Origin of the sequence: Streptomyces sp. NPDC102406 (assembly GCF_044765725.1) — a bacterium.
Lineage (GTDB): Bacteria > Actinomycetota > Actinomycetes > Streptomycetales > Streptomycetaceae > Streptomyces.
Map to the genome: position 1 here is coordinate 131,300 of NZ_JBIWKP010000006.1, position 26,389 is coordinate 157,688.

The following is a 26,389-nucleotide window of genomic DNA, read 5'->3' on the forward strand; positions in this document are numbered from 1 at the left end:
TGAGACCGACTCAGATGTCGAGGAAGCGGACGTCCTTGGCGTTGCGCTGGATGAACGAGCGGCGTGCCTCGACGTCCTCGCCCATGAGGACGGAGAACAGGTCGTCGGCCTGGGCGGCGTCGTCCAGGGTGACCTGGCCGAGCACGCGGTGCTCCTGGTCCATCGTGGTGATGCGCAGCTCCTCGGCGTTCATCTCACCGAGACCCTTGAAGCGCTGGACCGAGTCGTCGCGGATGCGCTTGCCGGCCTGGCGGCCCAGCTCGATGAGAGCGTCGCGCTCGCGGTCCGAGTACGCGTACTCGAAGTCCTCACGACCCCACTTGATCTTGTACAGAGGCGGCCGGGAGAGGAACACGTGGCCGGCCTCGACCAGGGGCCGCATGAAGCGGAAGAGGAAGGTCAGCAGCAGGGTGTTGATGTGCTGGCCGTCGACGTCGGCGTCCGCCATCAGGATGATCTTGTGATAGCGCAGCTTCTCGATGTCGAAGTCCTCGTGGACCCCGGTGCCGAAGGCGGAGATCAGTGCCTGGATCTCCTGGTTCTGGAGGATCTTGTCGATCCGCGCCTTCTCGACGTTGAGGATCTTGCCTCGGATCGGGAGGATCGCCTGGTACTGCGGGTTGCGGCCGGACTTGGCCGAGCCACCGGCGGAGTCACCCTCGACGATGAAGATCTCGCACTTGGTGGGGTCGTTCGACTGGCAGTCCGAGAGCTTGCCCGGCAGCGACGCCGACTCCAGGAGGCCCTTGCGGCGAGTCAGGTCGCGCGCCTTACGGGCCGCCACGCGCGCGGTGGCCGCCTGGATGGACTTGCGGATGATGTCCGCGGCCTCGACCGGGTTGCGGTCGAGCCAGTCCGTCAGGTGCTCGTGCACGACCTTCTGGACGAAGGTCTTCGCCTCGGTGTTGCCCAGCTTGGTCTTGGTCTGGCCCTCGAACTGCGGCTCGCCCAGCTTGACCGAGAGGATCGCGGTCAGACCCTCGCGGATGTCGTCACCCGTGAGGTTGTCGTCCTTCTCGCGCAGCAGCTTCTTGTCGCGCGCGTACCGGTTGATGAGACCGGTCAGCGCGGCGCGGAAGCCCTCCTCGTGGGTGCCGCCCTCGTGCGTGTGGATCGTGTTGGCGAAGGAGTAGACGCCTTCGCTGTAGCTCGTGTTCCACTGCATCGCGACCTCGACGGAGAGCAGCCTCTCCTTGTCCTCGGCCTCGATGTCGATCACGGTGGGGTGGACGACCTCGCCCTTGCGGGAGTTGAGGTACTTCACGAAGTCGACGATGCCGCCTTCGTAGTGGTACGTCACCGAACGCGCTTCGCCGGTCTCCGGGGCGTCGGCGGTGTCGGCGCCCACGACGGCCTTGGCCGAGTCACGCTCGTCCGTGAGCTTGATCGTCAGGCCCTTGTTGAGGAAGGCCATCTCCTGGAAGCGCCGCGACAGCGTCTCGAAGGAGTACTCGGTGGTCTCGAAGATGTCGCCGTCGGCCCAGAAGGTGACCGTGGTGCCGGTCTCGTCGGTGGCCTCGTGCTTGGCGAGCGGAGCGGTCGGGACACCCGCCTTGTAGTCCTGCGTCCAGCGGTGGCCCTCGGTCCTGATCTCGACGGAGACCTTGGTGGACAGGGCGTTCACCACGGAGACGCCCACGCCGTGCAGACCACCGGAGACGGCGTAGCCGCCGCCGCCGAACTTGCCGCCCGCGTGCAGGACCGTCAGCACGACCTCGACGGCCGGCTTGCCCTCGGAGGGGATGATGCCGACGGGGATACCGCGGCCGTTGTCGATGACGCGGACGCCGCCGTCGGGAAGGATCGTGACGTCGATCGTGTCCGCGTGCCCGGCCAGGGCCTCGTCGACGGAGTTGTCCACAACCTCCTGCACCATGTGGTGCAGGCCACGCTCACCGGTCGAGCCGATGTACATGCCGGGTCGCTTGCGGACCGCGTCCAGCCCTTCGAGGACGGTGATCGCACTGGCGTCGTAGGAGGACTCTGTTGCCCCTACGCGCGCGTGCGCGTCTGCGTCGGTGGACGGAATGTTCTCGTTGGGGTTGCCGGAATCGGCCACGAAGCGCCCTTTCTGGCACAGCACAAGCCAAGCTCCCGGTTGATGGCCGGTGCGGCTGCGGCGTGTTGGTTCGGTAAGCCCTTGTCAGCGTTGCTCGGTGCGTCCCACAAGTGGGGCGGGATTAGCTTCCAGTCTACCGGTAGCGCCGACAGTGATGGGGGTTTGGCGGTACCTGAGTCCTCATGTGCCGCCCTCAACCGGTCTCGGCCGACTCCCCATATGCGGAGCGGGGCTCCAGGAGGCTCACAGCGGCACTCAGCGCTTCGGGGTGTCAACCCCCAGCGAGTGTGGGCGCGCTCTCACCCGTAGGTGTCGCCGTGACCTGTGCTTCCGGGGGCTCGCAGGGGGCCGTAGCGACGGGGGCCACCGCCGGGATTCCTGATGTCGATACGCCGTACCGTGCCGTGCCCGAGGTCCTCGTTGAGGCGCTTGACGAGCTGCACGGCCAGCATGCGCACCTGTGTCGCCCAAGCCGTGGAATCGCACTGCACCACCAGGACGCGCTCGTCCTCGTCGTACTTCTGCGGCACACAGTGCCGGGCGAGCTCCTCGCCGACGATCTGCGGCCAGCGGCCCATGACACCGCCGACCGCGGCGGGCGTCTCCCAGCCGCGCTCGGTGATCAGCCGGTTGATGGCGGGCCCGAGCCCCATCGGGTCCCGTCCGTCGGAGCGCGCTCCCGAACGCAGGCTGCCCCCTCGGCGGACCTGCTTCTTCTGCTGCGCCGCGGCACCACGCGCGCGTGCGGCCTCCCTCGCCGCGCGGAGGGCGACGCGGGCGAGGTCGACGCCGGAGGGCTCCGGCACCGCTTCCGCCTTCTTCGGATCGCCTTCGGCGGCTCCTCCGCCGGGCACACCCTCGCTCACTGCCGCTCCACCGTCCCCTCGGAGACGACATAGCGCGTGCCGGTGAGCACGCCCGGTACGTCGTCGTCGACCGCCGCGGTCACCAGGACCTGCTCCCCGGGCGCCACGAGCTCCGCGAGACGCTCTCTGCGGCGCGTGTCCAGCTCCGCGAAGACGTCGTCGAGGACGAGCACCGGCTCGTTCCCCTCGGCCCGCAGAAGGTCGTACGAGGCCAGCCGCAGCGCCAGCGCGTACGACCAGGACTCGCCGTGGCTCGCGTACCCCTTGGCGGGGAGTTGGCCGAGCTTGAGGAGCAGTTCGTCGCGGTGCGGGCCGACGAGGGTCACGCCGCGTTCGATCTCCGGTTTGCGCGCGCTCTCCAGGGCGGCCAGAAGCTGCTCGTACAGCTCCTCGCGCGCGTGCCCGACGATCTCCGGTGAGGACGGCTTGTAGTCGAGGGCGACCGGCCCACCGCCGGGCGCCAACTGCTCGTACGCCTTGTCGGCCAGCGGCTGGAGTGTCGCGATCAGGTCGAGCCGCTGGGCGAGCAGTTCCGCGCCCACGCGCGCGAGGTGCTGGTCCCACACGTCGAGGGTGGACAGGTCCATGGAACGGCCGCCGTGGCGCCGGGCGAGCGCGGCGGACTTCAGGAGCGTGTTGCGCTGCTTCAGGACGCGGTCGTAGTCGGACCGTACGCCGGCCATGCGGGGCGAGCGGGCGGTGATCAGCTCGTCGAGGAAGCGGCGTCGCTCACCGGGGTCGCCCTTGACCAGGGCGAGATCCTCCGGGGCGAACAGCACGGTCCGTACGATGCCCAGCACGTCACGGGGCCTGACCTGCGAGGACCTGTTGATGCGGGCGCGGTTGGCCTTGCCGGGGTTCAGTTCGAGCTCGATGAGCTGCTGGCGGTCGCCCTGGCGCACCTGGGCGCGGACGACGGCACGCTCGGCGCCCATCCTGACCAGGGGGGCGTCGGAGGAGACGCGGTGGCTGCCGAGTGTGGCGAGGTAGCCGACGGCCTCGACGAGATTGGTCTTTCCCTGCCCGTTCGGGCCCACGAACGCGGTGACGCCCGGGTCGAGAGCGACCTCGGCCCGGGCGTACGAGCGGAAGTCGGCCAGCGACAGATGCGTGACGTGCATGGTCGTGGGCCGACCTCCCCCGGATTTCGCTACTGCTGTGGATCAGCGGGTTGTTCAGTGTTTCGGTGGTTCGGTGGTTCGGTGTTTTCAGTGGTGCGGTGCGTCAGCTCGTGGTGCCGCTGTGCGTCACTTCTTCTCGACGGCGTGGCCGCCGAACTGATTGCGCAGCGCCGCGATCATCTTCATCTGCGGCGAGTCGTCCTGCCGCGAGGCGAAGCGCGCGAAGAGCGACGCGGTGATCGCGGGCAGCGGAACGGCGTTGTCGATGGCGGCCTCCACGGTCCAGCGGCCTTCACCGGAGTCCTGTGCGTAACCGCGCAGCTTGTCCAGGTGCTCGTCCTCGTCGAGGGCGTTGACCGCGAGGTCGAGCAGCCAGGAGCGGATGACCGTGCCCTGCTGCCAGGAGCGGAAGACCTCGCGGACGTCGGTGACCGAGTCCACGGCTTCCAGGAGCTCCCAGCCCTCGGCGTAGGCCTGCATCATCGCGTACTCGATGCCGTTGTGGACCATCTTGGCGAAGTGGCCCGCGCCGACCTTGCCCGCGTGCACCGAACCGAAGTCGCCCTCCGGCTTCAAAGCGTCGAAGATCGGCTGGACCTTGGCCACGTCCTCGGCCGAGCCGCCGTACATCAGGGCGTAGCCGTTCTCCAGGCCCCAGACGCCGCCGGAGACACCGCAGTCGACGAAGCCGATGCCCTTGACGCCCAGCTCGGCGGCGTGCTTCTCGTCGTCCGTCCAGCGCGAGTTGCCACCGTCGACCACGACGTCGCCGGGCTGGAGGTACTCGGCCAGCTCGTCGACCGTGGACTGGGTCGCGGCGCCGGCGGGCACCATCACCCAGACGACCCGCGGGCCCTTGAGCGCGCCCACGAGTTCTTCGAGGCTGTGGACGTCCGCGAGGTCCGGGTTGCGGTCGTAGCCGATGACGGTGTGGCCTGCGCGGCGAAGGCGCTCGCGCATGTTGCCGCCCATCTTGCCGAGGCCGACGAGACCGAGCTCCATCAGTGGTTCCTTACGTTGCGACGGGGCGTGAGGTGGCACGTACCGGCACGTGGCCGTGTGGTCGTACCTGCGTCCGAGCCTAAACCTGGGGACGCCGCCCACGCCTTTCGGGCGAGGAGGCACCTCACGCACAGCCTGTGGACACGGGTCGCTCGGGCGCACCCGAGCGACCCGGCTCGCACTCGGCTCAGCCCGAAAGACGCACCGGCATGATCAGGTACTTGTACGCGTCGTCCGCCTCGGCGTCCACGGCCGGCTTGCCACTGAGCAGCGCGGGCTTGGTGGACGTCGTGAACGACAGTTGGGCGACCGGGGAGTCGATCGCGCTCAGGCCGTCCAGCAGGAAGGTCGGGTTGAAGGCGATCGAGATGTCGTCGCCCTCCAGGTTGGCGTCGACCCTTTCCACAGCCTGTGCGTCGTCGCTGGAGCCCGCCTCCAGGATGAGCACGCCCTGCTCGAAGCTGAGCCGCACCGGCGTGTTGCGCTCGGCGACCAGGGCCACGCGCTTGACGGCCTCCACGAAGGGGGCGGTCTCGATGACGGCCACGGAGTTGAACTCCGTCGGGAACAGGGTGCGGTACTTCGGCAGGTCGCCTTCCAGGAGGCGCGTCGTGGTGCGGCGGCCCGCGCCCTCGAAGCCGATGAGTCCCTCGCCCGCGCCCGACCCTGACAGGGCCAGGGTGACCGTGTCACCGCTCGTGAGCGCCTTGGCGGTGTCCAGGAGCGTCTTGGCGGGCACCAGGGCCACCGCGGACGCCTCGGGGTCCTCGGGCTTCCACAGGAACTCGCGGACCGCGAAGCGGTAGCGGTCGGTGGAGGCTAGCGTCACCGTGTCGCCCTCGATCTCGATGCGCACACCGGTGAGGACGGGCAGCGTGTCGTCGCGGCCTGCGGCGATGGCGACCTGCTGGGCGGCCGAGGCGAAGACCTCGCCGGGGACGGTGCCCGTGGCGGTCGGCATCTGCGGCAGCGCCGGGTACTCCTCCACAGGGAGGGTGTGGAGGGTGAACCGCGAGGAGCCGCAGACCACCGTCGCTCGTACACCGTCTGTGGAGATCTCCACCGGACGGTTGGGCAGGGCACGGCAGATGTCGGCGAGAAGGCGGCCGGAGACGAGCACCGTGCCCTCTTCGTCGATCTCCGCGTCCACAGAGACGCGTGCCGAGACCTCGTAGTCGAAGCTCGACAGGCTGAGTGCGCCCTCCTCGGCCTTCAGGAGAAGGCCCGCGAGGACAGGCGCAGGCGGTCGTGCCGGGAGGCTGCGCGCCGCCCAGGCCACTGCCTCCGCGAGTACGTCGCGTTCCACCCGGATCTTCACCGTAAGCCGCCTCCTGCGTGTTGCTGGCTGCTCTCGCCCTGCTTGGTCATCGGTCTCGTCGTCAGACGTGGTGTCGCTCGGCCCACCGATGGGGAGAACACCGGGGACCAGTCTGACGCACCGCACTGACAGTCGGTGCCTGTCGGGGTCAAGTCGTGCCGAGCGGCGGACGAGCCGCCGGGAGCGAGTTGTGCACAGCCCCCACTTCGAAACGGATTCCCAGCTCTCTCTAGTTGGGAGTAGTAGTAGGGGCTGTGGAAACCGTGGATAACCCTTAGTTCGCAGGTCAGAGGCGGTTTTTTGTCCACCGGGCCTGTGGGCCGGGGCGGTGGACAACCGGCTTCTTCTGTGGACAGCGAAAAGTTCTGCACACCCGATGCACAGGCAAGGGGTACTTCTCCCCAGGGCCGTCCCCAGCTTTACCCACGTTCCCCACAGGCCAACCGACCCTCTCGGTGTGACGCCTTTCACTCGCCGAGGTGACGGGGCGCGTCACGTTGCCGAACAGTGGACAGCCGTGTGGAGAAGCTCCTGATCGCTGTGCACAAGAGCTGACATCCTGTGGGGCGGCGGTGGACAACGACGCGCACAGCCTGTGGAGGAAAAGTCTGTCCACAGCCTGTGGAGATTTTTTTTCCACCAATCCACACCCACCTGACCTGGCTTGATGGCATGTCACCTGGTCGGCCTGTGGACACAGTCTGGACAACTTCTCGGTCCCCAGGCTGTGGACCGAAGAAATACGGCACATCTGTGGAGAACACCCGTAACGCGGCCAGTAATCGAACACCGGCGCCGTGCGCACGGACCCGCGTCGGCCGCCGCGACCGCCCCCGGACACGAAGAAGGGCGCTCCGGGAGTCGATCCCGAAGCGCCCTGCGAGGTCGTACTGGGCCGCTGTCAGCCGTTCTTGATGCGGTTGGTGAGCTCGGTGACCTGGTTGTAGATCGAGCGCCGCTCGGCCATGAGCGCGCGGATCTTGCGGTCTGCGTGCATCACGGTCGTGTGGTCGCGGCCGCCGAACTGGGCGCCGATCTTCGGCAGGGAGAGGTCGGTCAGCTCCCGGCACAGGTACATCGCGATCTGGCGGGCCGTCACCAGGACGCGGCTGCGGGAGGAACCACAGAGGTCCTCCACCGTCAGACCGAAGTAGTCGGCCGTCGCCGCCATGATGGCCGTCGCCGTGATCTCCGGCGACGCGTCCTCACCGCCGGGGATCAGATCCTTGAGGACAATCTCCGTGAGCCCCAGGTCCACAGGTTGTCGATTGAGCGACGCGAAGGCCGTGACCCGGATCAACGCCCCTTCTAGCTCACGGATGTTGCGTGAGATGCGGGACGCGATGAACTCGAGCACCTCCGGCGGCGCGTTGAGCTGCTCCTGCACCGCCTTCTTACGAAGGATCGCGATACGGGTCTCCAGCTCGGGCGGCTGGACGTCCGTGATCAGGCCCCACTCGAACCGGTTGCGCAGCCGGTCCTCCAGCGTCACGAGCTGCTTGGGCGGCCGGTCGCTGGAGAGCACGATCTGCTTGTTGGCGTTGTGGAGCGTATTGAAGGTGTGGAAGAACTCCTCCTGCGTCGACTCCTTGTCCGCGAGGAACTGGATGTCGTCGACGAGAAGGATGTCCATCTCGCGATAGCGCTTGCGGAAACTGTCGCCCTTGCCGTCGCGGATGGAGTTGATGAACTCGTTGGTGAACTCCTCGGAGCTCACGTACCGCACCCGCGTGCCCGGGTAGAGGCTGCGGGCGTAGTGCCCGATGGCGTGCAGGAGGTGGGTCTTGCCGAGTCCCGACTCCCCGTAGATGAACAGCGGGTTGTACGCCTTGGCCGGTGCCTCGGCGACGGCGACCGCGGCGGCGTGCGCGAACCGGTTCGAGGCGCCGATGACGAAGGTGTCGAAGAGGTACTTGGGGTTCAGGCGGGCGGTCGGCTCGCCGGGGCCCGTCGCCGGCGCGGGCTGCGCGGCCAACGGGCCCGGAGCGCCGCTGGGCACCCCGCGGCCGCCAGGACCGCCGGAGCCGGGCCCTGAGGGGCCGCTGTCCTGGCCGTGACGGCCACCCATCGACAGCTCGCCGGGGTCACGCCGGTGCTGGCGCTCGCGCGAGGAGTCGTAGGAACCGCGCTCCTCATAAGAGGACCGCTCGTCATAGGAAGGCCGCTCCTCATAAGAGGGGCGCTCTCCCTGCTTCTGCTCGTAGGGCGAGCGCTCCGGCTGCTGGTTGTAGCGGCGTTCGGACTCGTACGGATGCTGCTCGTAGGGCGAACGCTCTTGCTGCCGGTAGTCGTGCTGCGGCTGTTGCGGGGGCGAGGCGTACGGGTCGCGCTCCGGGAAACCGAGCCGCTGTTGCTGCCAGCCGTACTCGTCCTGCTGGGGCCGCGGCCAGCCGCCCGGCTCGGGGCGCTGGTAGTCCGGGTAGGCGGGGCGGGCGGTCGGGAGCTGGTCGGGGCGGGGCGTCCCGGGCTGCTCGCCGCGCGGGCCCTGGCCGTGCTCCTCCGGGCCGCGGCGCTCGTAGCCGTCGTAGGAGTCGCGGTTCTCGTACGACTCGCGTGCGTCGCGGTTCTCGTACGGGTCACGGGGCTGGCCGGGGGCGGAGGCCGGCTCGGGGTCCTCGTAGCGGTGCTGCTGGGCCGGTGGGGCCGGGGGCGCGGGCGTCTCGCCCACGGTGTCGTCGACGGCGATCGCGATGCGGATGGGGCGCCCGCACTCGCGGCTCAGCGTGTCGCCGAGGACCGGGGCAAGCCGGCCCTCGAGTACGCCCTTCGCGAATTCGTTGGGCACCGCGAGGAGGGCGGTGTCGGCGACCAGCGCCAAGGGCTGGCAGCGCCGGATCCAGTGTTCGTCCTTCGTCTCGACGCCCTGCCCGCGACCTTCCCCGAGGAGTTTCTCCAGAACTTGTGGCCACACTGCGGCAAGATCGGCAGGTACATCAGCCACAGGGCACGCTCTCTCGCTGGTCCCACGAACGTGTGATTCCTGGGACGGGATGGGTGGGAAGGCCGAAGCCGTGTCGGGAAGAAAATCGGGTGGGGTGGTGAGAAGGGAACGAATCGGAGTTCAGCCACGGTAGTCAGCGTGACCGCTACGGTTCAAGTTGTTGTCCCCAGCCTGTGGACAGTGTCTCCCGCGCGAACCCGGTTTGACCGGATGGCGTAGCCGCGCGTACCGTGACCAGGTCGAGTTGTCGATGGCTGCTGCCGCCTGCCTCCGATGGGCAAGATCACGGTCTCTCGTTCGCGAGAGCTGTGGAGCGGTGCACTCGGGCGTATTGCGAGCTACTCGTGGGCGCACGGTGACAGCCAGGCGATGTCCCGCCACCACCCGATTTTCTGGAGCCCCCGAGTGAGCAAGCGCACCTTCCAGCCGAACAACCGTCGTCGCGCCAAGACCCACGGTTTCCGCCTTCGCATGCGGACCCGCGCCGGTCGTGCGATTCTCGCCAACCGTCGTGGCAAGGGTCGCGCCAGCCTGTCCGCCTGATCTCGTAATCAGGTCATGACGTGCTGCCTACCGAGCATCGGCTGAGGCGGCGCGAGGACTTCGCGACCGCAGTACGACGAGGACGGCGGGCCGGCCGCCCGCTACTCGTCGTCCATCTACGCAGCGGTTCAACGGACCCGCACGCGCTTGGGGAGAGCGTTTCCCCATCGCGTGCGGGTTTCGTCGTGAGCAAAGCCGTGGGTGGAGCCGTCGTACGGAACGCGGTCAAGCGCAGACTCCGCCACCTCATGCGAGACCGATTGGCCTTGTTGCCCCCAGGTAGCCTGGTAGTCGTACGCGCGTTGCCCCCGGCGGGCGACGCCACCCACGCACAGCTGGCCCGAGACCTGGACGCCGCCCTTCAGCGGCTGCTGGGAGGGGGCGCGCGATGAAGTACCCACTGCTCGCTTTGATCAAGATCTATCAGTGGACGATCAGTCCGCTGCTCGGTCCGGTGTGCAAGTACTACCCGTCGTGCTCCCACTACGGCTTCACGGCCATCGACCGGCACGGTGCGATCAAGGGAACAGCCCTCACCGCCTGGCGCATCCTCCGGTGCAATCCATGGTCGCCCGGCGGTGTCGACCACGTTCCACCGCGCAAGCGTCCACGCTGGCACGAGATGCTCCGCGACGCCTTGCGCGGGGACAAGAAAGCGGCCTCCGTCGCCCCGGGCGAAAGCCCCTCTGCCCAGGACAGCCCGTCCGCAGCGACTTCGCCCAATGCCCAAGGAGCCTGATCAGGGACATGATTTCCGATATCGTCAACGCGATTTCCGGTGTCTTCGCGTTTCTCACGACCCCGGTGTCCTGGGTCATCGTCCAGTTCCACAAGGTCTTCGGGGCCGTCTTCGGCCCTGACACCGGTTGGGCCTGGGGTCTGTCGATCGTCTCCCTGGTGGTGCTGATCCGGATCTGCCTGATCCCGCTTTTCGTGAAGCAGATCAAGGCGACCCGGAACATGCAGTTGCTCCAGCCGCAGATGAAGGCGATCCAGGAGCGCTACAAGAACGACAAGCAGCGTCAGTCCGAAGAGATGATGAAGCTGTACAAGGAGACGGGCACCAACCCGCTCTCCTCGTGCCTTCCCATCCTCGTGCAGTCGCCGTTCTTCTTCGCGCTCTACCACACGCTGTCCGGTATCGCCGACAACAAGAAGATCGGCGTCATCGACCAGTCGCTGCTGGACAGCGCCCAGAAGGCGCACATCTTCGGTGCCCCGCTGGCCGCGAAGTTCACGGACAGCGCGAGCGAGATCGCCAAGATGGGCGCCTCGCTGACCGACGTCCGCGTGGTCACCGCCATCATGATCGTTCTGATGTCGGCGTCGCAGTTCTACACGCAGCGTCAGCTCATGACGAAGAACGTCGACCTCACGGTGAAGACACCGTTCATGCAGCAGCAGAAGATGCTGATGTACGTCTTCCCCCTGATCTTCCTGTTCATGGGTATCAACTTCCCCGTCGGTGTCCTCGTCTACTGGCTGACCACCAACGTGTGGACCATGGGCCAGCAGATGTACGTGATCAGCCGGAACCCCACGCCGGGCAGCAAGGCGCAGGCCAAGATGCTCGAGGGCCTTCAGAAGCACGTCATCACGCACAGCGCGACCCGCACCAAGCGTGAGCGCAACATCGTCAAGGGCATCGTCGCCAAGGGCCGCGACCGCAACGAGCAGGAACGCAAGTTCATCAACGGCCTGAGCAAGGCCGGTCTCGCGGCGCAGGCCGACGGCACCGTGGTGAAGAGCTCCACCGTCACGGAGGTCCTGGACGAGGACGGTACGCCCGCCGGTACCCCGAAGCGGCAGCAGCCCAAGCGTCAGTCCAAGTCGCAGCGTCAGACCGGTGTCGGCGCCGTGCCGGGCGCCAAGCCCGAGACCTCCTCGCCGGCGAAGCCCTCGCTGGAGAAGAAGGCCCAGCCGCAGGACGCCACCCCCGCGGCCAAGCAGACCGGCGCCAAGCCCGCGGGTTCGAACGGCCGCAGCAAGGCCAAGTCCGGCCAGCGCAAGGGTCAGCAGCGATCCCAGTCCTCGTCCAAGAAGTAACCCTCGACGTAAGAAGGAGTCCATCCCGTGACGGAAGGCACCACCTCCGCTGCTCCTGAGGCCGGCGACACCATGACCCGCCTCGAGCAGGAGGGCGAGATCGCTGCGGACTACCTCGAGGGTCTGCTGGACATCGCCGACCTCGACGGTGACATCGACATGGACGTCGAGGCCGACCGCGCCGCCGTCTCCATCGTCAGTGACGAGGGCGGCCGCGATCTCCAGAAGCTGGTCGGCCGTGACGGCGAGGTCCTCGAGGCGCTCCAGGAGCTGACCCGGCTCGCCGTGCACCGCGAGACCGGTGACCGCAGCCGCCTGATGCTGGACATCGGGGGATACCGCGCCCAGAAGCGTGCCGAGCTCACCGAGCAGGGCGCCAAGGCCGCGGCCGAGGTCAAGAACACCGGCGAGCCGGTCAGGATGCAGCCCATGACGCCGTTCGAGCGCAAGGTCGTGCACGACGCGGTCAAGTCCGCCGGCCTGCGCAGCGAGTCCGAGGGCGAGGAGCCGCAGCGCTTCGTCGTCGTGCTTCCTGCCTGATCGGCACGTTGCTTCCCGGCCCCGTCTGTTCGCAGGCGGGGCCGATCTTTGTCAGCCTGTAGTCAGCCACCCAGTGCGGTTATGCGGTACGGAAGGACGGTCCCCGTGACGGAGTCAGCAGAACTCCCCCCGGCTCCGGAGCAGGCACGGGCGGTATTCGGCGAGCGCTTCTCCGATGCCGTCCGGTACGCGGAGCTTCTCGCCGACGCGGGGGTGCAGCGCGGCCTCATCGGGCCTCGCGAGGTGCCGCGTCTGTGGGAGCGGCACATTCTCAACTGCGCTGTGCTCTCCGAGGTGGTTCCCGAAGGCGTGACCGTGTGCGACGTCGGTTCGGGCGCCGGGCTGCCCGGCATTCCGCTGGCCCTGGTCCGGCCGGATCTGAAGATCACGCTTCTTGAGCCGCTGTTGCGTCGTACGACTTTCCTGACCGAGGTCGTCGAGCTGCTCGGACTCGACCACGTGACGGTGGTACGGGGGCGAGCCGAGGAAGTGCTCGGCAAGCTGACGCCCGTCCATGTCGTCACGGCTCGTGCCGTGGCGCCGCTGGACCGGCTCGCCGCCTGGGGCGTGCCGCTGCTTCGGCCCTACGGAGAGATGCTGGCCCTCAAGGGCGACACCGCCGAGGAGGAGCTGCAGAGCGCGGCTACGGCGTTGAGCAAGCTCGGCGCGGTGGACACCTCGGTCCTGCACGTCGGTGAGGGTGTGGTCGAACCGCTCTCCACCGTGGTGCGTGTGGAGGTGGGCGAGAGCCCGGGCGGCGTCCGCTTCGCGGCCAAGCGTGCCAAGGCGGCCCGCGCAAGTCGCACCCGTCGCAGGCGCTGATCGCGGCAGTACTCCAGACAAGCTGCCAAACGTACGCAAGCCGGGGTGTCGCGCGTGAGAGCGTCGGGCTCGCGTGCATCGTGTTTCACGTGAAACGTCGCTCACTGCTGAATGGCATCATCAGTCGCGGCCGCGCAGCGACTGCTCCCCGCGACCGTAGACCTCTTGGATCCCTCGATGTGGGCACTGGGTTGTCCACAGAAGGGGATTCGTCCACAGAAGACCGGGCCTCGCTGGTTCTCGACCCCGACGGCATGGGAGGCTCTGTTCATTGCGAGCCTGAAGTCGAGGAGAGTGAATCCTTGCGGTCCGACGCCAACATCGCGGGACCGATGACCGATCCGGTCCCCGGTCCCCGCACCGAATCGGCGGGGGAGGATGTTTCACGTGAAACACCGACCCCGATGGACGACACACCCATCGGTCGTGCTGCCCAACTGGCAGTAGACGCTCTTGGTCGTGCGGGCGACGGTCTGCCACGCCCGGAGCAGACCCGCATCATGGTGGTGGCCAACCAGAAGGGTGGGGTCGGCAAGACCACGACGACGGTCAACCTTGCGGCTTCGCTCGCGCTGCACGGCGCACGCGTTCTGGTGGTCGACCTGGACCCGCAGGGCAACGCCTCCACGGCTCTGGGTATCGACCATCACGCCGACGTGCCATCCATCTACGACGTGCTGGTCGATAGCAGACCGCTGTCGGAAGTGGTCCAGCCCGTCGTCGACGTCGAAGGCCTCTTCTGTGCTCCCGCCACCATCGACCTCGCCGGCGCGGAGATCGAGTTGGTCTCGCTGGTGGCACGTGAGAGCCGCCTCCAGCGAGCCATCCAGGCGTACGAGCAGCCGCTGGACTACATCCTCATCGACTGTCCGCCGTCGCTCGGGCTTCTGACGGTCAACGCCCTGGTCGCCGGGGCCGAGGTCCTCATCCCGATCCAGTGCGAGTACTACGCACTGGAAGGGCTGGGCCAGCTCCTGCGCAACGTGGATCTCGTGCGAGGCCACCTCAATCCGACTCTGCACGTCTCCACGATCCTGCTGACCATGTACGACGGCCGCACGCGGCTGGCCTCTCAGGTCGCCGACGAGGTCCGCAACCACTTCGGTGACGAGGTGCTGCGTACGAGCATCCCCCGCTCCGTCCGTATCTCGGAGGCGCCGAGCTACGGGCAGACGGTGCTCACTTACGATCCCGGGTCGAGCGGTGCGCTCTCCTACCTCGAAGCGGCGCGGGAGATGGCGCTGCGCGGGGTCGGGATCCACTACGACGCCCAGCAAGCCCACGCGGGCACCCCACTTGACCAGCACAGCACGCCGGAGGGTATTCAGTGAGTGATCGACGGAGGGGACTGGGCCGTGGGCTCGGCGCACTGATCCCGGCTGCCCCCACGCCGGAGAAGACGGTAGCGACGGGTCAGCCAGGAGGAGTCCCGGCCTCCCAGGCGGCGATGCCGGTGCTGACAGCGGAGCGCGGAGTGGCGGCGGCCAAGGTGACATCACTGCCGCAGGCCCAGGTTTCCCGTGAGAACCAAGAGCCGACCAGCAATGGGGTGGACGGTTTCGAGAGCCCGGCGGGGGCATACTTCGCCGAGTTGCCGCTCGATGCCATCACGCCGAACCCCCGGCAGCCGCGTGACGTGTTCGACGAGGACGCCCTCGCCGAACTCATCACGTCCATCAAGGAAGTCGGCCTGCTTCAGCCGGTCGTCGTACGGCAGGTAGGGCCCGGGCGCTACGAGCTCATCATGGGTGAGCGCCGTTGGAGGGCCTGCCGCGAGGCAGGGCTCGAACGGATCCCGGCCATCGTGCGGGCCACGGAGGACGAGAAGCTTCTTCTCGACGCGCTTCTGGAGAACCTGCACCGTGCACAGTTGAACCCGCTGGAAGAGGCCGCGGCCTACGACCAACTGCTCAAGGACTTCAACTGCACGCATGACCAGTTGGCGGACCGCATCGGCCGCTCGCGTCCGCAGGTGTCCAACACGCTGCGTCTGCTGAAGCTGTCGCCTGCGGTGCAGCGGCGCGTCGCGGCTGGCGTGTTGTCCGCGGGCCACGCCCGTGCGCTGCTCTCCGTCGACGACTCCGAGGAGCAGGACCGGCTCGCCCACCGCATCGTGGCCGAAGGGCTGTCGGTGCGGGCCGTGGAGGAGATCGTGACCCTCATGGGTTCGCGTCCCACGAGCACGGCCCGGGCGAAGGGACCGCGGGCCGGCGGGCGGGTGTCTCCGGCCCTGAACGTTCTCGCCACGCGGCTCTCGGACCGGTTCGAGACCCGGGTGAAGGTCGATCTGGGACAGAAGAAGGGCAAGATCGTCGTCGAGTTCGCCTCGATGGAGGATCTGGAGCGCATCCTCGGGACGCTCGCCCCGGGCGAAGGACCGGTCCTCCAGAACGGTCTTGCCGAAGGCAGCGAGGACGACGAGCAGGGCTGACCGTCCGCACGTCAGTGATGAGCGGGCCGTGTCCGGTGTGTGCCGGAACACGGCCCGCTCTTTGCTTCCCTACGGTATCGAGAGCATCGCATCGTGGTTACGATGCGACCGGGAAGAGCGCGTTCACCTGACAGCACATGACAGGGGAGGCGAGTGCATGCGAGCGGTGAGTCGCACCGGACTGATGACCGTGGGGCTCGGGCTGGGTGCCGTCGGTGGATTCATCGGCAGCCTGCTCAGGGAGCGGGACGCTCTGACAGCCGCTCGCATCGCCGCGGGCGAAGGAAGCGAGGATCTGCCTACATGGGGCGTCGGCTCGTACCGCTCACGTTGGACAACCTTCCGGACCTTCCCAAGCGTTGCCGGTCGTGTGTCTTCTGGGAGCTGGACCCAGTCAGCGGTCAGGCCGCGGTAAAAGCGGGCACACCGGAGCTGGAGAAGGAAGCGTGGATCTCCGCGGTCCTGTTGGAGTGGGGCTCCTGCGGCCGCGTCGTCTATGTCGATGACGTCCCCGTCGGATACGTGCTCTACGCTCCGCCCGCTTACGTCCCTCGCTCCACGGCGTTTCCCACCAGCCCGGTCTCCCCCGACGCCGTGCAGCTCATGACGGCCTGGATCATGCCGGGCTACCAGGGCCAGGGGCTCGGCCGGGTCATCGTGCAGACTGTCGCCAAGGATCTGCTGCGCCGGGGCTTCAAGGCCATCGAGGCTTTCGGCGACGCGCAGTGGAAAGAGCCGGCCTGCCTGCTTCCGGCCGATCACCTGCTGGCCGTCGGCTTCAAGACGGTCCGGCCACATCCCGCGTATCCAAGGCTGCGCCTGGATCTGCGGACGACGCTCTCCTGGAAGGAGGACGTCGAGATGGCTTTGGACCGGCTGCTGGGTGTCGTGCAGAAGGAGCCCGCCCTGCGGCCTTTGTAGCGAGACCCCTGCGTACGCCGAAGGGCCAACCCGACCGGGTTGGCCCTTCGTGTTTCACGTGAAACAGCGGCTTCGGACTACTCGGAGATGAAGTCCTCGAGGTCGCGCACGATGGCGGCCTTCGGCTTGGCACCGACGATGGTCTTGGCGACCTCGCCGTCCTGGTAGACGTTCAGGGTCGGGATCGACATGACACCGTACTTGGCGGCGATGCCCGGGTTCTCGTCGATGTTGAGCTTGACGACCTCGATCTTGTCACCGTACTCGGAGGCGATGGCCTCCAGCGACGGTGCGATCTGACGGCACGGACCGCACCAAGCGGCCCAGAAGTCGACCAGGACGGGCTTGTCGCTCTTCAGGACGTCCTCGTCGAAGGAGGCGTCTGTCACGTTCTTCAGGTTGCCGGCCACAGCGGGCTCCTCATTTTCTTGGTGATTACGGGAGGGGAAGTTCGAGATCAGACGCTGGCGGTCGGCGTCTTCTCCGGCTCGGGGGATTCGCCGTCGGTGAGCGCGGCAAGGAAGCGCTCGGCGTCGAGAGCGGCGGAGCAGCCGGTACCCGCCGCCGTGATCGCCTGCCGGTAGGTGTGGTCCACCACGTCGCCGGCGCCGAAGACACCGGTCAGGTTCGTACGGGTCGACGGGGCCTGCACCTTCAGGTAGCCCTCGTCGTCCAGGTCGAGCTGGCCCTTGAAGAGTTCCGTCCGCGGGTCGTGACCGATCGCGATGAACAGGCCCGTCACCGGCAGCTCGGACGTCTCACCCGTCTTGAGGTTGCGCAGCGTCAGACCGGCGAGCTTCGGGTCACCCTTGATCTCGGCGACCTCGCTGTCCCAGACGAACTTGATCTTCGGGTCGGCGAAGGCACGCTCCTGCATGGCCTTGGAGGCGCGCAAGGTGTCGCGGCGGTGCACGATCGTCACGGACTTGGCGAAGCGCGAGAGGAAGGTGGCCTCCTCCATCGCGGTGTCGCCACCGCCGATCACGGCGATGTCCTGGTCCTTGAAGAAGAACCCGTCGCAGGTCGCGCACCAGGAGACGCCACGGCCGGAGAGCGCGTCCTCGTTGGGCAGGCCGAGCTTGCGGTGCTGGGAGCCGGTGGTGACGATGACGGCCTTCGCACGGTGCACGGTGCCGGCGGTGTCCGTCACGGTCTTGATGTCGCCGGTCAGGTCGACGGCCACGACATCGTCGGGCACGAGTTCGGCGCCGAAGCGCTCCGCCTGGCCACGCATGTTGTCCATGAGCTCGGGGCCCATGATGCCGTCCTGGAAGCCGGGGAAGTTCTCCACCTCGGTGGTGTTCATCAGTGCGCCGCCGGCGGTGACGGCGCCCTCGAACACCAGCGGCTTCAGCGACGCGCGCGCGGTGTAGAGCGCCGCCGTGTAGCCGGCGGGCCCGGAGCCGATGATGATCACGTTACGGACGTCGCTCACGGCTTGATTCCTCGTCTCTGCGGGACTGCTGCGTACTGCCGGGGGAGTCTCTTCTCAGGACTCTCACCCCACCCAACGGATCCTACGGGGCGCGCATTCCCGACGTGTCCGGGCGCACGTCGGGGATGCGTTCGGGTGCCCCTCAGTCGCGGTCGTAGTCGTGGGTGTACAGCAGTGTGCCCGCGGAGGCGGCCTGTTTCACACAGGCGGAGTCCACGATGAAGGCGGTGACGCGATGAGCCGGATCGGTCTTGTGGGGCAACACGACGAGATAGGCGCTCTTCCCCTCGTACGTGCCCTCCTCCGCTGCGATCGGATCCTCGTTGCGGTGGGTCCCGAGCTGGACGCAGGCCGGCACCGCGACCGCGCGCTTCGGCAGGGGGACCGACTGCGGTGACTTGGGACCGCTGTCCCGCGTGCCGAAGGACGGCTTCTCCGTCGCGAGGGGCGCAGCGCTCTCACCGCCCGGGCCGATCAGCTCGGACACCTTGGTGTCCAGCGACTCCTCGGCGAACGTGTCCGCGCTGCGGGTCTTCCCGGCGGTCGGCGTCCCGTCCCCGTTCTGGAGGAGCAGCGCCCCTACGCCGAGTGCGGCCGCCGTCAGGACCGCCCCGAGAGCGGCGCCCCTGCGCCGCCGCGAAGGACGGGTCTTGCGCCCTGGGCCGACGGCAGCGTGGGAACGGCCCGATGGGCGGTCCACCGTAGGCGCTGTGAGTGGGGAAGCGTCGATGAGTGGTGTTTCACGTGAAACAGGCTCACGCGTTTCACGTGAAACAACCTCCGCCGACAGGAGCGCTTCGGCAGCCAGTGCCGCGTCGATGCGACCGGCGACGTCCTCAGGCATGCGCGGTGGTCCCGGCAGAGTGCCGAGCAGACCGCGGATCTCCTCCAGCGAGGCGTAGACATCGGCGCACAGGTCACAGCCTTCGAGGTGCTGCCGGATGTCGGACGTACGGGATGCGGGCAGCAGTCCCTCGGCGAGGTCGGAGATCTCGGTGACGTCCGGGTGCTCTGCCGTGTCGGTCGTGGATGTCACGCTCGCCCACCTCCGCCCTTCACCGCAGTCGAATCATTGGGTCCTGTCTCGTCCTGAGGCCCCGCTGCGGGTGGGACGGATTTCCCCCGCTTCCGGTTCCTCGGGGGAGGTGGGTTCTCGCCACTCCTCTGATCACTTCCTTGGTCACCGTCCTCCGTGCGGAGGTGGGTCAGGAGGGGCAGGAGTCTGGCTCTACCGCGGGCGCAGCGGCTCTTGACGGTGCCGGTGGGGATGTCGAGGAGCCGGGCGGCCTCCGCCACGGGGTAGCCCTGCATGTCGACGAGGACGAGAGCGGCCCGCTGATCCGGCGGCAGCGATCCGAGGGCTGCCAGAAGCTCCCGGTGGAGGTCGTTGCGCTCCGCGGGTGCGGCTGCGGATTCGTGCGGCTCCATGAGCTGGTCGAGGCGCTCCGCGTCCTCCACGGGCGAGGTTCTCCGGGAGGCGGCCTTCCGGGCCCGGTCAAGGCAGGCGTTGACGGTGATGCGGTGCAGCCACGTCGTCACGGCGGACTGTCCGCGGAAGGTGTGCGCGGCACGATAGGCGGAGACCAGGGCGTCCTGCACGGCGTCGGCGGCTTCCTCCCGGTCGCCGAGCGTCCGCAGGGCCACGGCCCAGAGCCGGTCGCGGTGGCGTCGGACGATCTCCCCGAAGGCGTCCTTGTCTCCCGCGACGTGGCGGGTGAGGAGGTCCTGGTCGCTGATGTCGCCATAGGCGTCGTCCACTGCCGAACCCCCTCCCCCGCGAGCTCCGATGCGTCAGCCGGTGAACTTCACGTCCGTGATGCCCTGCTTGTAGCCGGCGTTGCTGTAGCCATCCTTGCCTGCGTGGGGCAGAGCGGTCAGCCAGACGAGCACATAGCGTGTGTTGACCGGCTTCTTGGCCTTGATGCTCGCCGTCTGGGTCGTGCTGGTGGACTTGGCCCCGATCTGCTTCAGGCCGTTCACCGAGGCGGGCGAGAGGGAGTCCGACGCGTACAGCGAGATCGTGGTGTGGTCCCCGCCGTAACGGAGCCCTATCGAGGCCGCGGACACGTCCTGGGCCGAGCCGAGGTCGTAGACGATGCCGACGCCGGGCTTTATGACCATCTCGGGGCCGTCGAGGAACGACTTGGTGCGCCAGAAGGTGGAGCTGTCGCCGTCGTAGGTCTGCGCGACGTTCTCCGGCGCCTGGGCGTCGCCCTGGGCGACGAACTCCTGGGCGGTGGCGATGGTGATCGGCTTCACGGGCTTCTTGTCGTCCTTGCCGCCGCCACCGTCCGTGGTGTGCGTGGTCTTCGATTCCCCTCCGGAACTGTTCCGGTCCATGAGGGCGTCCGCGAGCTGCCAACTGCCGAGACCCAGAGCGGCGATCAACAACGCCGAGACGGCCCACTTCAAAGCCTTCCCGGTACGACTCTGCAACGGGGGCGGCGGGGTCGGGACGGGCTGCGTGGCGCCGGGCGCGGCGGGGCGCCCGTACGTTCCCTGCTGGTACGTGGTCCGCTGGTACTCGGGCGGCGCGGTGAACGCGGGCTCCGGAGGGCGGATCTTGGGCATCTCGCCGATGGCCTTCACCAGGTCCTCGGGCGTGAGGCACGGCGGTTCCTGGCGGGACGCGGTCGCCCCGTCGTTGGCGAGCGCGCGCATGGCGAGCTCCGCGAGGCCACGGTGGACACCGGCCCGCACCTGGTCGGGAGCGATGAGTCCGACGCCCTTGGGCAGCCCGGAGAGGCCGTACGCGTCGTTCTCGTAGGGCCAGCGCTGGGTCAGAGCGGCGTACAGGAGCGCGCCGATCGCCTCGGTGTCGGTGCGCTGCGGGGTGTCGGAGGTGATGCCACGCAGCGCGGCGTTCACGGCGAGGCCGCGGATGCGCCACTGGCCGGTGGAGGTGCGCAGCACGGCGCTGGGCGTGAGCCGCAGATGCGCGAGGCCTTCACGGTGCGCGGCGGCCATCGCGTAGGAGACCTGGCTGACCATCTGGTACGCGTCGTGCGCCTCGAGAGAGCTCACGGCGAGCAGCGCGGTCAGTTCGGTGGCGTCGGGCAGCCACTCGTGCACGACGTAGACGAGCTCGTTCTCCTCGACCGCGTCCAGGACCTGTACGAAGCGTGGGTCGCCGAGCAGTGCCGATGAGCGGGCCGCGGCCAGGACCGAGCGGGCTCGGGGGTGGTCGGCGGGCAGGAGGTGGACGCCGACGGCGCGGCGAAGTTTCTCGTCGACCGCACGCCAGCTACTGAAACCGTCCAGACGAGTGACGCATTCTTCGAGTCGGTAGCGTCTGGCGAGCTTGTGACCGCTGTGCAGCTCGGGCGGCGCGGTCGTGGGGGGAGCCACATGGGTCCCCGTCTCCGCGGTGTCCGCTCGCTCCTCGCGTGCCGTGATCTGACGCTCCCCGATGTCGGCCACCCCGTCGGCCGTGGCCTGCTCCGTTTTGTCCGCCTCGGCGGTCAGCGGTTCGTCACCGCCGTTGTCGGCCACGTCGACGGCAGCCGTGCTCCGTTCCGCCACCGTCGCTCCTGCCTCCCCATCCGTTGCAATCACTCCGACGCCAAAGCCAATTGTGCCCACAGTCCGGCGCTATGCACGACACGCAGTGGTCGCCGAAGGTTGTGCGCGATCGCGGCCGAATCAGCGGCCAAGTCGCCCGCGGACCATACCAACCATCGAATTCAACTCCTCGATCCGCATTTTGCGAGCGGCCACGTAGAAGGCGCCCAGCAGCGCCGCACCGCCGACGACCAGCGCAGCGATCGAACCGACCGCGCCGTGGCCGAGCACCATGGTGAGCGCGTACCCGATTCCGCCGCCGATGACCGCGGCGGGCACGGAGGCGAGGCAGAGCCGGGCGTACGTACGGACCACGTTCGCGCCGTCCAGGTCGCCGCCGAGCCGCTTGCGCAGTCGTTGCCACGCGACACCCACCCCAATCGCGTACGCGAGACCGTACGAGAATGCCATCCCGACGACCGCCCAGCGAGCGGGAAGGATCACGTAGCACAGAGCCGAGGCGGCGGCGTTGACCGCGGCGACGATGACCGTGTTGTAGAAGGGGGTGCGGGTGTCCTCGTACGCGTAGAAGCCGCGCAGCACCACGTACTGCACCGAGAACGGGATGAGGCCGAGGCCGAACGCCATCAGGATGTAGCCCATCGACTGGGCGGCGTCGGGGCCGCTGGAGCCGAAGAGCAGGGTGCACATCGGGACGCCGAGCGCGACGAACATGAAGGCCACCGGGACGATCGCCACGGCCGAGGTGCGCAGGCCCGAGGAGATGTCGTCGCGGACCGCGCCGGGGTCGTCGTCGTGGGCCGCGCGGGAGATGCGCGGCAGCATGGCGGCCATGACCGAGACGGTGATGATGGCCTGCGGCATGCCCCAGATGAGCTGGGCGTTCGAGTAGCCCATGATGCCGGTGCCGTTGACGTCGGAGGCCTTGCCGGCCGCCGTGGCGAGCTGGGTGACGACGAGGACGCCCGCCTGGTTGGCGAGCACGAAGAGCACGGTCCACTTGGCGAGCTTCACGGCCTTGCCCAGACCGTGACCCTTCCAGTCGAAGCGCAGGCGGAAGCGGAAGCCGGTCTCGCGCAGGTACGGGACCATCGCCAGGGCCTGCACGGTCAGACCGAGCAGCGTGCCGATGCCCAGCAGGCGGACGCCGTCCGGCGGGATGTTGGTCACGTGCATGCCCGAGTCGGCCGCGGTCCCGTAGACCCAGATGAACAGGCCGAACGTGAAGATCATGACGATGTTGTTGAGGACCGGGGTCCACATCATCGCCCCGAACTTCCCGCGGGCGTTCAGGATCTGGCCCATGACCACGTGCACGCCCATGAAGAAGATCGTGGGCAGGCAGTAGCGGGCGAAGGTGATGCCCACGTTGTTGGCGTCCGGGTCGCTGGCGACGGGGACCGACATCAGTTTGATCAGCAGGGGAGCCGCGTAGACCACGATCGCGACGATGACCGCGAGCGCGACCATGACGAGGGTGAGCAGGCGGTTCGCGTAGGCCTCGCCGCCGTCCTCGTCCTCCTTCATGGAGCGGACGAGCTGGGGCACGAACACCGAGTTCAGGCCGCCGCCGACGGTCAGGATGTAGATCATCGTGGGCAGCGTGTAGGCGACGGTCCAGGTGTCGCCGAGCATCCCGGAGCCCAGTGCCGCGGTGATGATCACGGTCCGGACGAAGCCGGTGAGACGGGAGACCAGCGTGCCCGCCGCCATCACCGCGCTCGACTTCATCAGACCCGCCGCACGGCCACCCTTCTTCGGGGCGGGTGCGGGAGCCGCGGCGGGCGGCGGAGGCGGCGGGACCTGGCCGAGGACGCGGGTCGGGTCGTCGACCGGCGGCTCGGCCGGGGCGTAACCACCGCTGTAACCCGGCTGCTGGTCGCGGAAGAGGTGTGCGAAGGCGTCCGGCTCGTGGCGCTCCTCGCCGGCCTGCGTCACCAGGTCGTCGACGCCGACGAACTGGGTCGTCCGGGCGTCGTCGCCGTACGGCAGGTACTGGGAGGGGCCTTCCGGCTCCGGCGCGGGCGTCTGCGCCCACACGCGGGGGTCGGGCTGGTACTGGTTCGAGGGCGGCGGCGCGTACAGCGGCGGCGGTTCCTGGTACGTCCCCGGGGGCGGCGGCGGATGCGCGGCGCGGTCGTACAGCGCCTCGGTCACCGGGTCCTGGGCGGAGAGGTCGTGCGCCCGGTACGGATCCTGGCGGTACGCGTCCTGGAGGTAGGCGTCCTGCGGATAGGCGTCGGGGGCGGGCCGGGCCGCCGGGGCCTGTCCCTCGGCCCCGTGCGGATCGGTGTACGGGCGGCCATCGCCCGCGGCAGAGCCACCCGAGCCCTGGCCACGGTCACCGTTGTACGGCGCGTTCATGGATACCCCACCTCATCGTCCCCGGCCCACCGGCCACGACATCGCTCAACGGTCCACTCTCTCACCCGTGCCCGACGGGGCCGCGCTTTCCGAAGAGGTGTCAGCCGTCGGGTCACTCGGCTGCTGCGGAACGTCCGCCTCTCCCGCGGGGGCCGGCGCTTCCTCGGGCTCACCGTCCACCGCCACCGCTGCGTCACCCTGCGGCTCGTCCTCCTGCGGCTGGGCGGCCGCGGCGCGCTTGCGCTGGGTGTACATGCGGAAACCGGCCAGGACCAGCAACAGGACGCCGCCGCCGATGACGAGCATCACGGTCGGCGTGATCTCGGTGGCGTCCACCTTGAAGGCGATCTGGCGGCCGTAGGGCTGGTTGTCCTCGGTGTAGAGCTGGGCGTAGACGGTGATCGGACCCGTGGCCTTGGTCGTGGTGGTGAACTTCACGGACTGGCTGTGCCCACTGGCGATCTTCACCGCCTTGTCCTCGGAGACACCGTCACCGATCTTCAGGCGGGTGCCGTTGGCGGACGTGAGGCGCAGCACCAGGTGGTCGACGTCCTGCCACAGGTTGTTCTGCACCGACACCGGGATGGTCGCACTGCGCCCCGACAGGCGTACGCCGGACTTCTCGATCAGCGCGACCTGGTTGGTGATGTCGGAGAGGTACGTCGACACACCGTCGCGGAACGATGCGGAGGTCCCGGCCCTGCCTCGCCAGGACGTGGACATCTCCCGGTCGATCGCCCGGCCGAACGGGGTCACCACCCGGGACTGGTCGGTGAGGACGACCTTGAAGTTCTCGAGGTCTCCCTGGGTGCCCTGGATCTGCTCGAACGCCGCACGTGACAGTTCCTGCTTGCGCAGGGACGCCGGGTAGGCCCGGGTCGAGGGCACACGCGTGGTCGCGCCCGGATCGGGCTTCGCCTTGGTGGCGGCCGCCAGGCTCTGGGGCTGCGACCAGGTGCCGTCCTGAAGCGCGTGCAGTGCCTGGGCCAGCGCGTGCGCCTGGCTGGACGTGGGCATCCGCTGGGGCGCCACGACGACGCTGCGCTGCTTGTCCGTCTGCATGGTGAGCATGAGGCTCTGGGCTAGGAACTCCTGGACGGCGAGCGTGGAGTTCTCGGCGCGCGCCATGTCGCCCTGGAAGGCGGTCGACAGCCGGGCGTCGGCGACCACGGCCGTGGCACCGCCGCCGATGGGACGCGCGGCGGACGGTGTGTACGAGAGGTCGCCGGTCTCCCGGAAGGTGTCGCTGCGCGCGATGATCTTGTTGGCGCCCGCGGACGTGGCGACCTTCACGATGTCCGGGTCGACGGCGCCCTCGGCCGGCCAGGCGTAGGACGTGTCGGCCTTCACGTGCAGGATCGTGTCCACGGTCGCCACAGCGGCGTCCGTGGCGTCCTTGAGGTGTCCCAGGGAGCCGGTGACCTTCGTCCCGGTGTGCGCGAGCGACGCCAGGTCCGGATCGGCGAACGGGAGCGTGACGACCTTCTGGTCCTGGACGGCCTTCTGGAGGTCGTTCAGCCACTCCTTGGCGATCGCCTGGTCCTTGCCGGACGTGAACTTCCCGTCCACGCCCTTGATCGTGTACGCCTCCGTCATCGCGTCGACCGAGGCCAGCAGGTCGGGGTCGATCACCCAGGTGACATCGAGGTCGTCGCCGAGCGCCAGCATCTGCTGGAGGCGCCCGCCGGGGCCGATCTGACGGGCGAGGCTGTCGTCGTTGAAGACGGGCGTCTGCTGCTCGTTCGTCCCCGTCTCGGCGGTGAGGTGGGTATCCGAGATCAGGGGCCACAGAGCGGTCGTCCTGGTCCTGACGTCCGCTCCCTCGGGCTGCCAGGGCAGGAAGGTCCGCTGGATCCCGAGCGTCTGCGTGTACGGCTGGGCGGCGGTCTGGCCCATGAGGGCGACACTGATCTGGTAGACGCCGTCGGCCCCGAGGTGCAACTCCTTGACCGGCACCGACAGGGAGAAGTCCCGTGTGGCGCCCGGAGCGAGCCGCGCGACCTTCTCGGCGTACTTGCTCGCGATCTCGGTGCCGTCGGGGGCGCCCCCCGTGCCGCTCTTCGCGGCGTCGTCGATCGCCGTGCGTCCGCCGTAGGAGGCGCCGACCCGCAGGCCCACGTGCGCGCCGGTGACGGCCTGCCTGCCGTTGTTGGTGACCTTGCCGTGGACCGTGAGGGTGTCCTGGGCGGTCGGCGCGACAGGGGAGAGCTGGTTCACCGCCACGTCGACGGTTTTCGTGCCGGTCGCGTCGGCGGCGGCGGTCGCTGTGGTGGACGCCGCCGCGGGGGACGCATCGGGCAGCAGGGGCAGCGCGGCCAGCAGCGGCGCCGCTGCGAGCAGTACGCCGGTGCGCCGCAGCAGACGGCGGGCAGGTGAGGGACTCATCCCTGGGAAGTCTGCCGCCTCGGCCACGCGTTCGTCCGTCCCTCGTCGTCGTCAGTGGTCGCAGATGTGTCCA

Annotated in this window: 22 protein-coding genes; 9 read left to right on the forward strand and 13 right to left on the reverse strand. The window is 68.5% G+C overall.

Going from position 1 to position 26,389, the window contains the following annotated elements; translation table 11 throughout:
• Positions 1–10 precede the first annotated feature (10 nt).
• The 6 genes from gyrB to dnaA all read right to left on the reverse strand — a co-directional run bounded on the left by gyrB (position 11) and on the right by dnaA (position 9,307).
• On the reverse strand, positions 11–2,083 hold the full coding sequence (gene gyrB / locus ACIRF8_RS24635) for a DNA topoisomerase (ATP-hydrolyzing) subunit B (RefSeq protein ID WP_404217703.1): 2,073 nt from the start codon (positions 2,081–2,083) through the stop codon (positions 11–13).
• Positions 2,084–2,358: 275 nt separating this feature from the next.
• Positions 2,359–2,925, reverse strand: coding sequence for a DUF721 domain-containing protein (locus ACIRF8_RS24640; RefSeq protein ID WP_404217705.1), 567 nt, complete (start codon positions 2,923–2,925; stop codon positions 2,359–2,361).
• Positions 2,922–4,046, reverse strand: coding sequence for a DNA replication/repair protein RecF (recF, locus tag ACIRF8_RS24645; RefSeq protein ID WP_404217707.1), 1,125 nt, complete (start codon positions 4,044–4,046; stop codon positions 2,922–2,924). Before recF ends, ACIRF8_RS24640 begins: the two co-directional genes overlap by 4 nt.
• 126 nt (positions 4,047–4,172) lie before the next feature.
• Positions 4,173–5,048: a phosphogluconate dehydrogenase (NAD(+)-dependent, decarboxylating) gene (gene gnd, locus ACIRF8_RS24650; protein ID WP_404217709.1), complete on the reverse strand. Its 876-nt coding sequence runs from the start codon at positions 5,046–5,048 to the stop codon at positions 4,173–4,175.
• 187 nt (positions 5,049–5,235) lie between these two features.
• The gene (gene dnaN / locus ACIRF8_RS24655) at positions 5,236–6,366 is read right to left on the reverse strand and encodes a DNA polymerase III subunit beta (protein ID WP_018529725.1); all 1,131 of its coding nucleotides are present in this window, start codon (positions 6,364–6,366) and stop codon (positions 5,236–5,238) included.
• Between the two features lie 901 nt (positions 6,367–7,267).
• Positions 7,268–9,307 carry a chromosomal replication initiator protein DnaA gene (gene dnaA, locus ACIRF8_RS24660; RefSeq protein ID WP_404217712.1) on the reverse strand — a complete coding sequence of 680 codons (2,040 nt, stop codon included), beginning with the start codon at positions 9,305–9,307 and terminating at the stop codon, positions 7,268–7,270.
• A 405-nt stretch (positions 9,308–9,712) separates the two neighbouring features.
• Between dnaA and rpmH the strand changes: the two genes are divergently transcribed.
• The 9 genes from rpmH to ACIRF8_RS24705 all read left to right on the forward strand — a co-directional run bounded on the left by rpmH (position 9,713) and on the right by ACIRF8_RS24705 (position 16,610).
• Positions 9,713–9,850, forward strand: a complete 138-nt coding sequence (rpmH, locus tag ACIRF8_RS24665; RefSeq protein ID WP_006381191.1) for a 50S ribosomal protein L34 — start codon at positions 9,713–9,715, stop codon at positions 9,848–9,850.
• A gap of 20 nt (positions 9,851–9,870) precedes the next feature.
• Positions 9,871–10,242 (forward strand): ribonuclease P protein component, encoded by a 372-nt coding sequence (gene rnpA / locus ACIRF8_RS24670; RefSeq protein ID WP_404217714.1) that lies wholly within the window; start codon positions 9,871–9,873, stop codon positions 10,240–10,242.
• Positions 10,239–10,589 carry a membrane protein insertion efficiency factor YidD gene (gene yidD / locus ACIRF8_RS24675; RefSeq protein WP_404217716.1) on the forward strand — a complete coding sequence of 117 codons (351 nt, stop codon included), beginning with the start codon at positions 10,239–10,241 and terminating at the stop codon, positions 10,587–10,589. The genes rnpA and yidD overlap by 4 nt, the downstream gene beginning before the upstream one ends.
• Positions 10,590–10,597: 8 nt before the next feature.
• Entirely contained in the window at positions 10,598–11,896 is a 1,299-nt protein-coding gene (gene yidC / locus ACIRF8_RS24680) for a membrane protein insertase YidC (RefSeq protein ID WP_404217718.1), read from the forward strand.
• Positions 11,897–11,923: 27 nt separating this feature from the next.
• Complete coding sequence (locus ACIRF8_RS24685) at positions 11,924–12,436, forward strand: protein jag (protein WP_404217720.1); 513 nt, start codon at positions 11,924–11,926, stop codon at positions 12,434–12,436.
• A 105-nt stretch (positions 12,437–12,541) separates the two neighbouring features.
• Complete coding sequence (gene rsmG, locus ACIRF8_RS24690) at positions 12,542–13,258, forward strand: 16S rRNA (guanine(527)-N(7))-methyltransferase RsmG (RefSeq protein WP_404217723.1); 717 nt, start codon at positions 12,542–12,544, stop codon at positions 13,256–13,258.
• Between the two features lie 254 nt (positions 13,259–13,512).
• Positions 13,513–14,589, forward strand: coding sequence for a ParA family protein (locus ACIRF8_RS24695; RefSeq protein WP_404218193.1), 1,077 nt, complete (start codon positions 13,513–13,515; stop codon positions 14,587–14,589).
• The gene (locus tag ACIRF8_RS24700) at positions 14,586–15,689 is read left to right on the forward strand and encodes a ParB/RepB/Spo0J family partition protein (RefSeq protein ID WP_404217726.1); all 1,104 of its coding nucleotides are present in this window, start codon (positions 14,586–14,588) and stop codon (positions 15,687–15,689) included. Before ACIRF8_RS24695 ends, ACIRF8_RS24700 begins: the two co-directional genes overlap by 4 nt.
• A gap of 303 nt (positions 15,690–15,992) precedes the next feature.
• Positions 15,993–16,610, forward strand: a complete 618-nt coding sequence (locus ACIRF8_RS24705; protein WP_404217728.1) for a GNAT family N-acetyltransferase — start codon at positions 15,993–15,995, stop codon at positions 16,608–16,610.
• Between the two features lie 77 nt (positions 16,611–16,687).
• Here the strand turns inward: ACIRF8_RS24705 and trxA are convergent, their stop codons facing one another.
• The 7 genes from trxA to ACIRF8_RS24740 all read right to left on the reverse strand — a co-directional run bounded on the left by trxA (position 16,688) and on the right by ACIRF8_RS24740 (position 26,316).
• Entirely contained in the window at positions 16,688–17,020 is a 333-nt protein-coding gene (gene trxA / locus ACIRF8_RS24710; protein WP_404217730.1) for a thioredoxin, read from the reverse strand.
• 47 nt (positions 17,021–17,067) lie between these two features.
• Positions 17,068–18,045 (reverse strand): thioredoxin-disulfide reductase, encoded by a 978-nt coding sequence (gene trxB / locus ACIRF8_RS24715; protein ID WP_404217732.1) that lies wholly within the window; start codon positions 18,043–18,045, stop codon positions 17,068–17,070.
• Positions 18,046–18,187: 142 nt separating this feature from the next.
• Positions 18,188–19,081 carry an anti-sigma factor family protein gene (locus ACIRF8_RS24720; protein ID WP_404217734.1) on the reverse strand — a complete coding sequence of 298 codons (894 nt, stop codon included), beginning with the start codon at positions 19,079–19,081 and terminating at the stop codon, positions 18,188–18,190.
• Positions 19,078–19,803, reverse strand: a complete 726-nt coding sequence (gene sigM, locus ACIRF8_RS24725; RefSeq protein ID WP_404217737.1) for an RNA polymerase sigma factor SigM — start codon at positions 19,801–19,803, stop codon at positions 19,078–19,080. The genes ACIRF8_RS24720 and sigM overlap by 4 nt, the downstream gene beginning before the upstream one ends.
• Positions 19,804–19,836: 33 nt before the next feature.
• The gene (locus ACIRF8_RS24730; protein WP_404217739.1) at positions 19,837–21,567 is read right to left on the reverse strand and encodes a protein kinase family protein; all 1,731 of its coding nucleotides are present in this window, start codon (positions 21,565–21,567) and stop codon (positions 19,837–19,839) included.
• Between the two features lie 120 nt (positions 21,568–21,687).
• A complete protein-coding gene (murJ, locus tag ACIRF8_RS24735) occupies positions 21,688–23,931 on the reverse strand; it encodes a murein biosynthesis integral membrane protein MurJ (protein WP_404217742.1) in 2,244 nt (747 codons plus the stop codon).
• A gap of 45 nt (positions 23,932–23,976) precedes the next feature.
• Positions 23,977–26,316 (reverse strand): DUF6049 family protein, encoded by a 2,340-nt coding sequence (locus ACIRF8_RS24740; RefSeq protein WP_404217744.1) that lies wholly within the window; start codon positions 26,314–26,316, stop codon positions 23,977–23,979.
• Positions 26,317–26,389 lie beyond the last annotated feature (73 nt).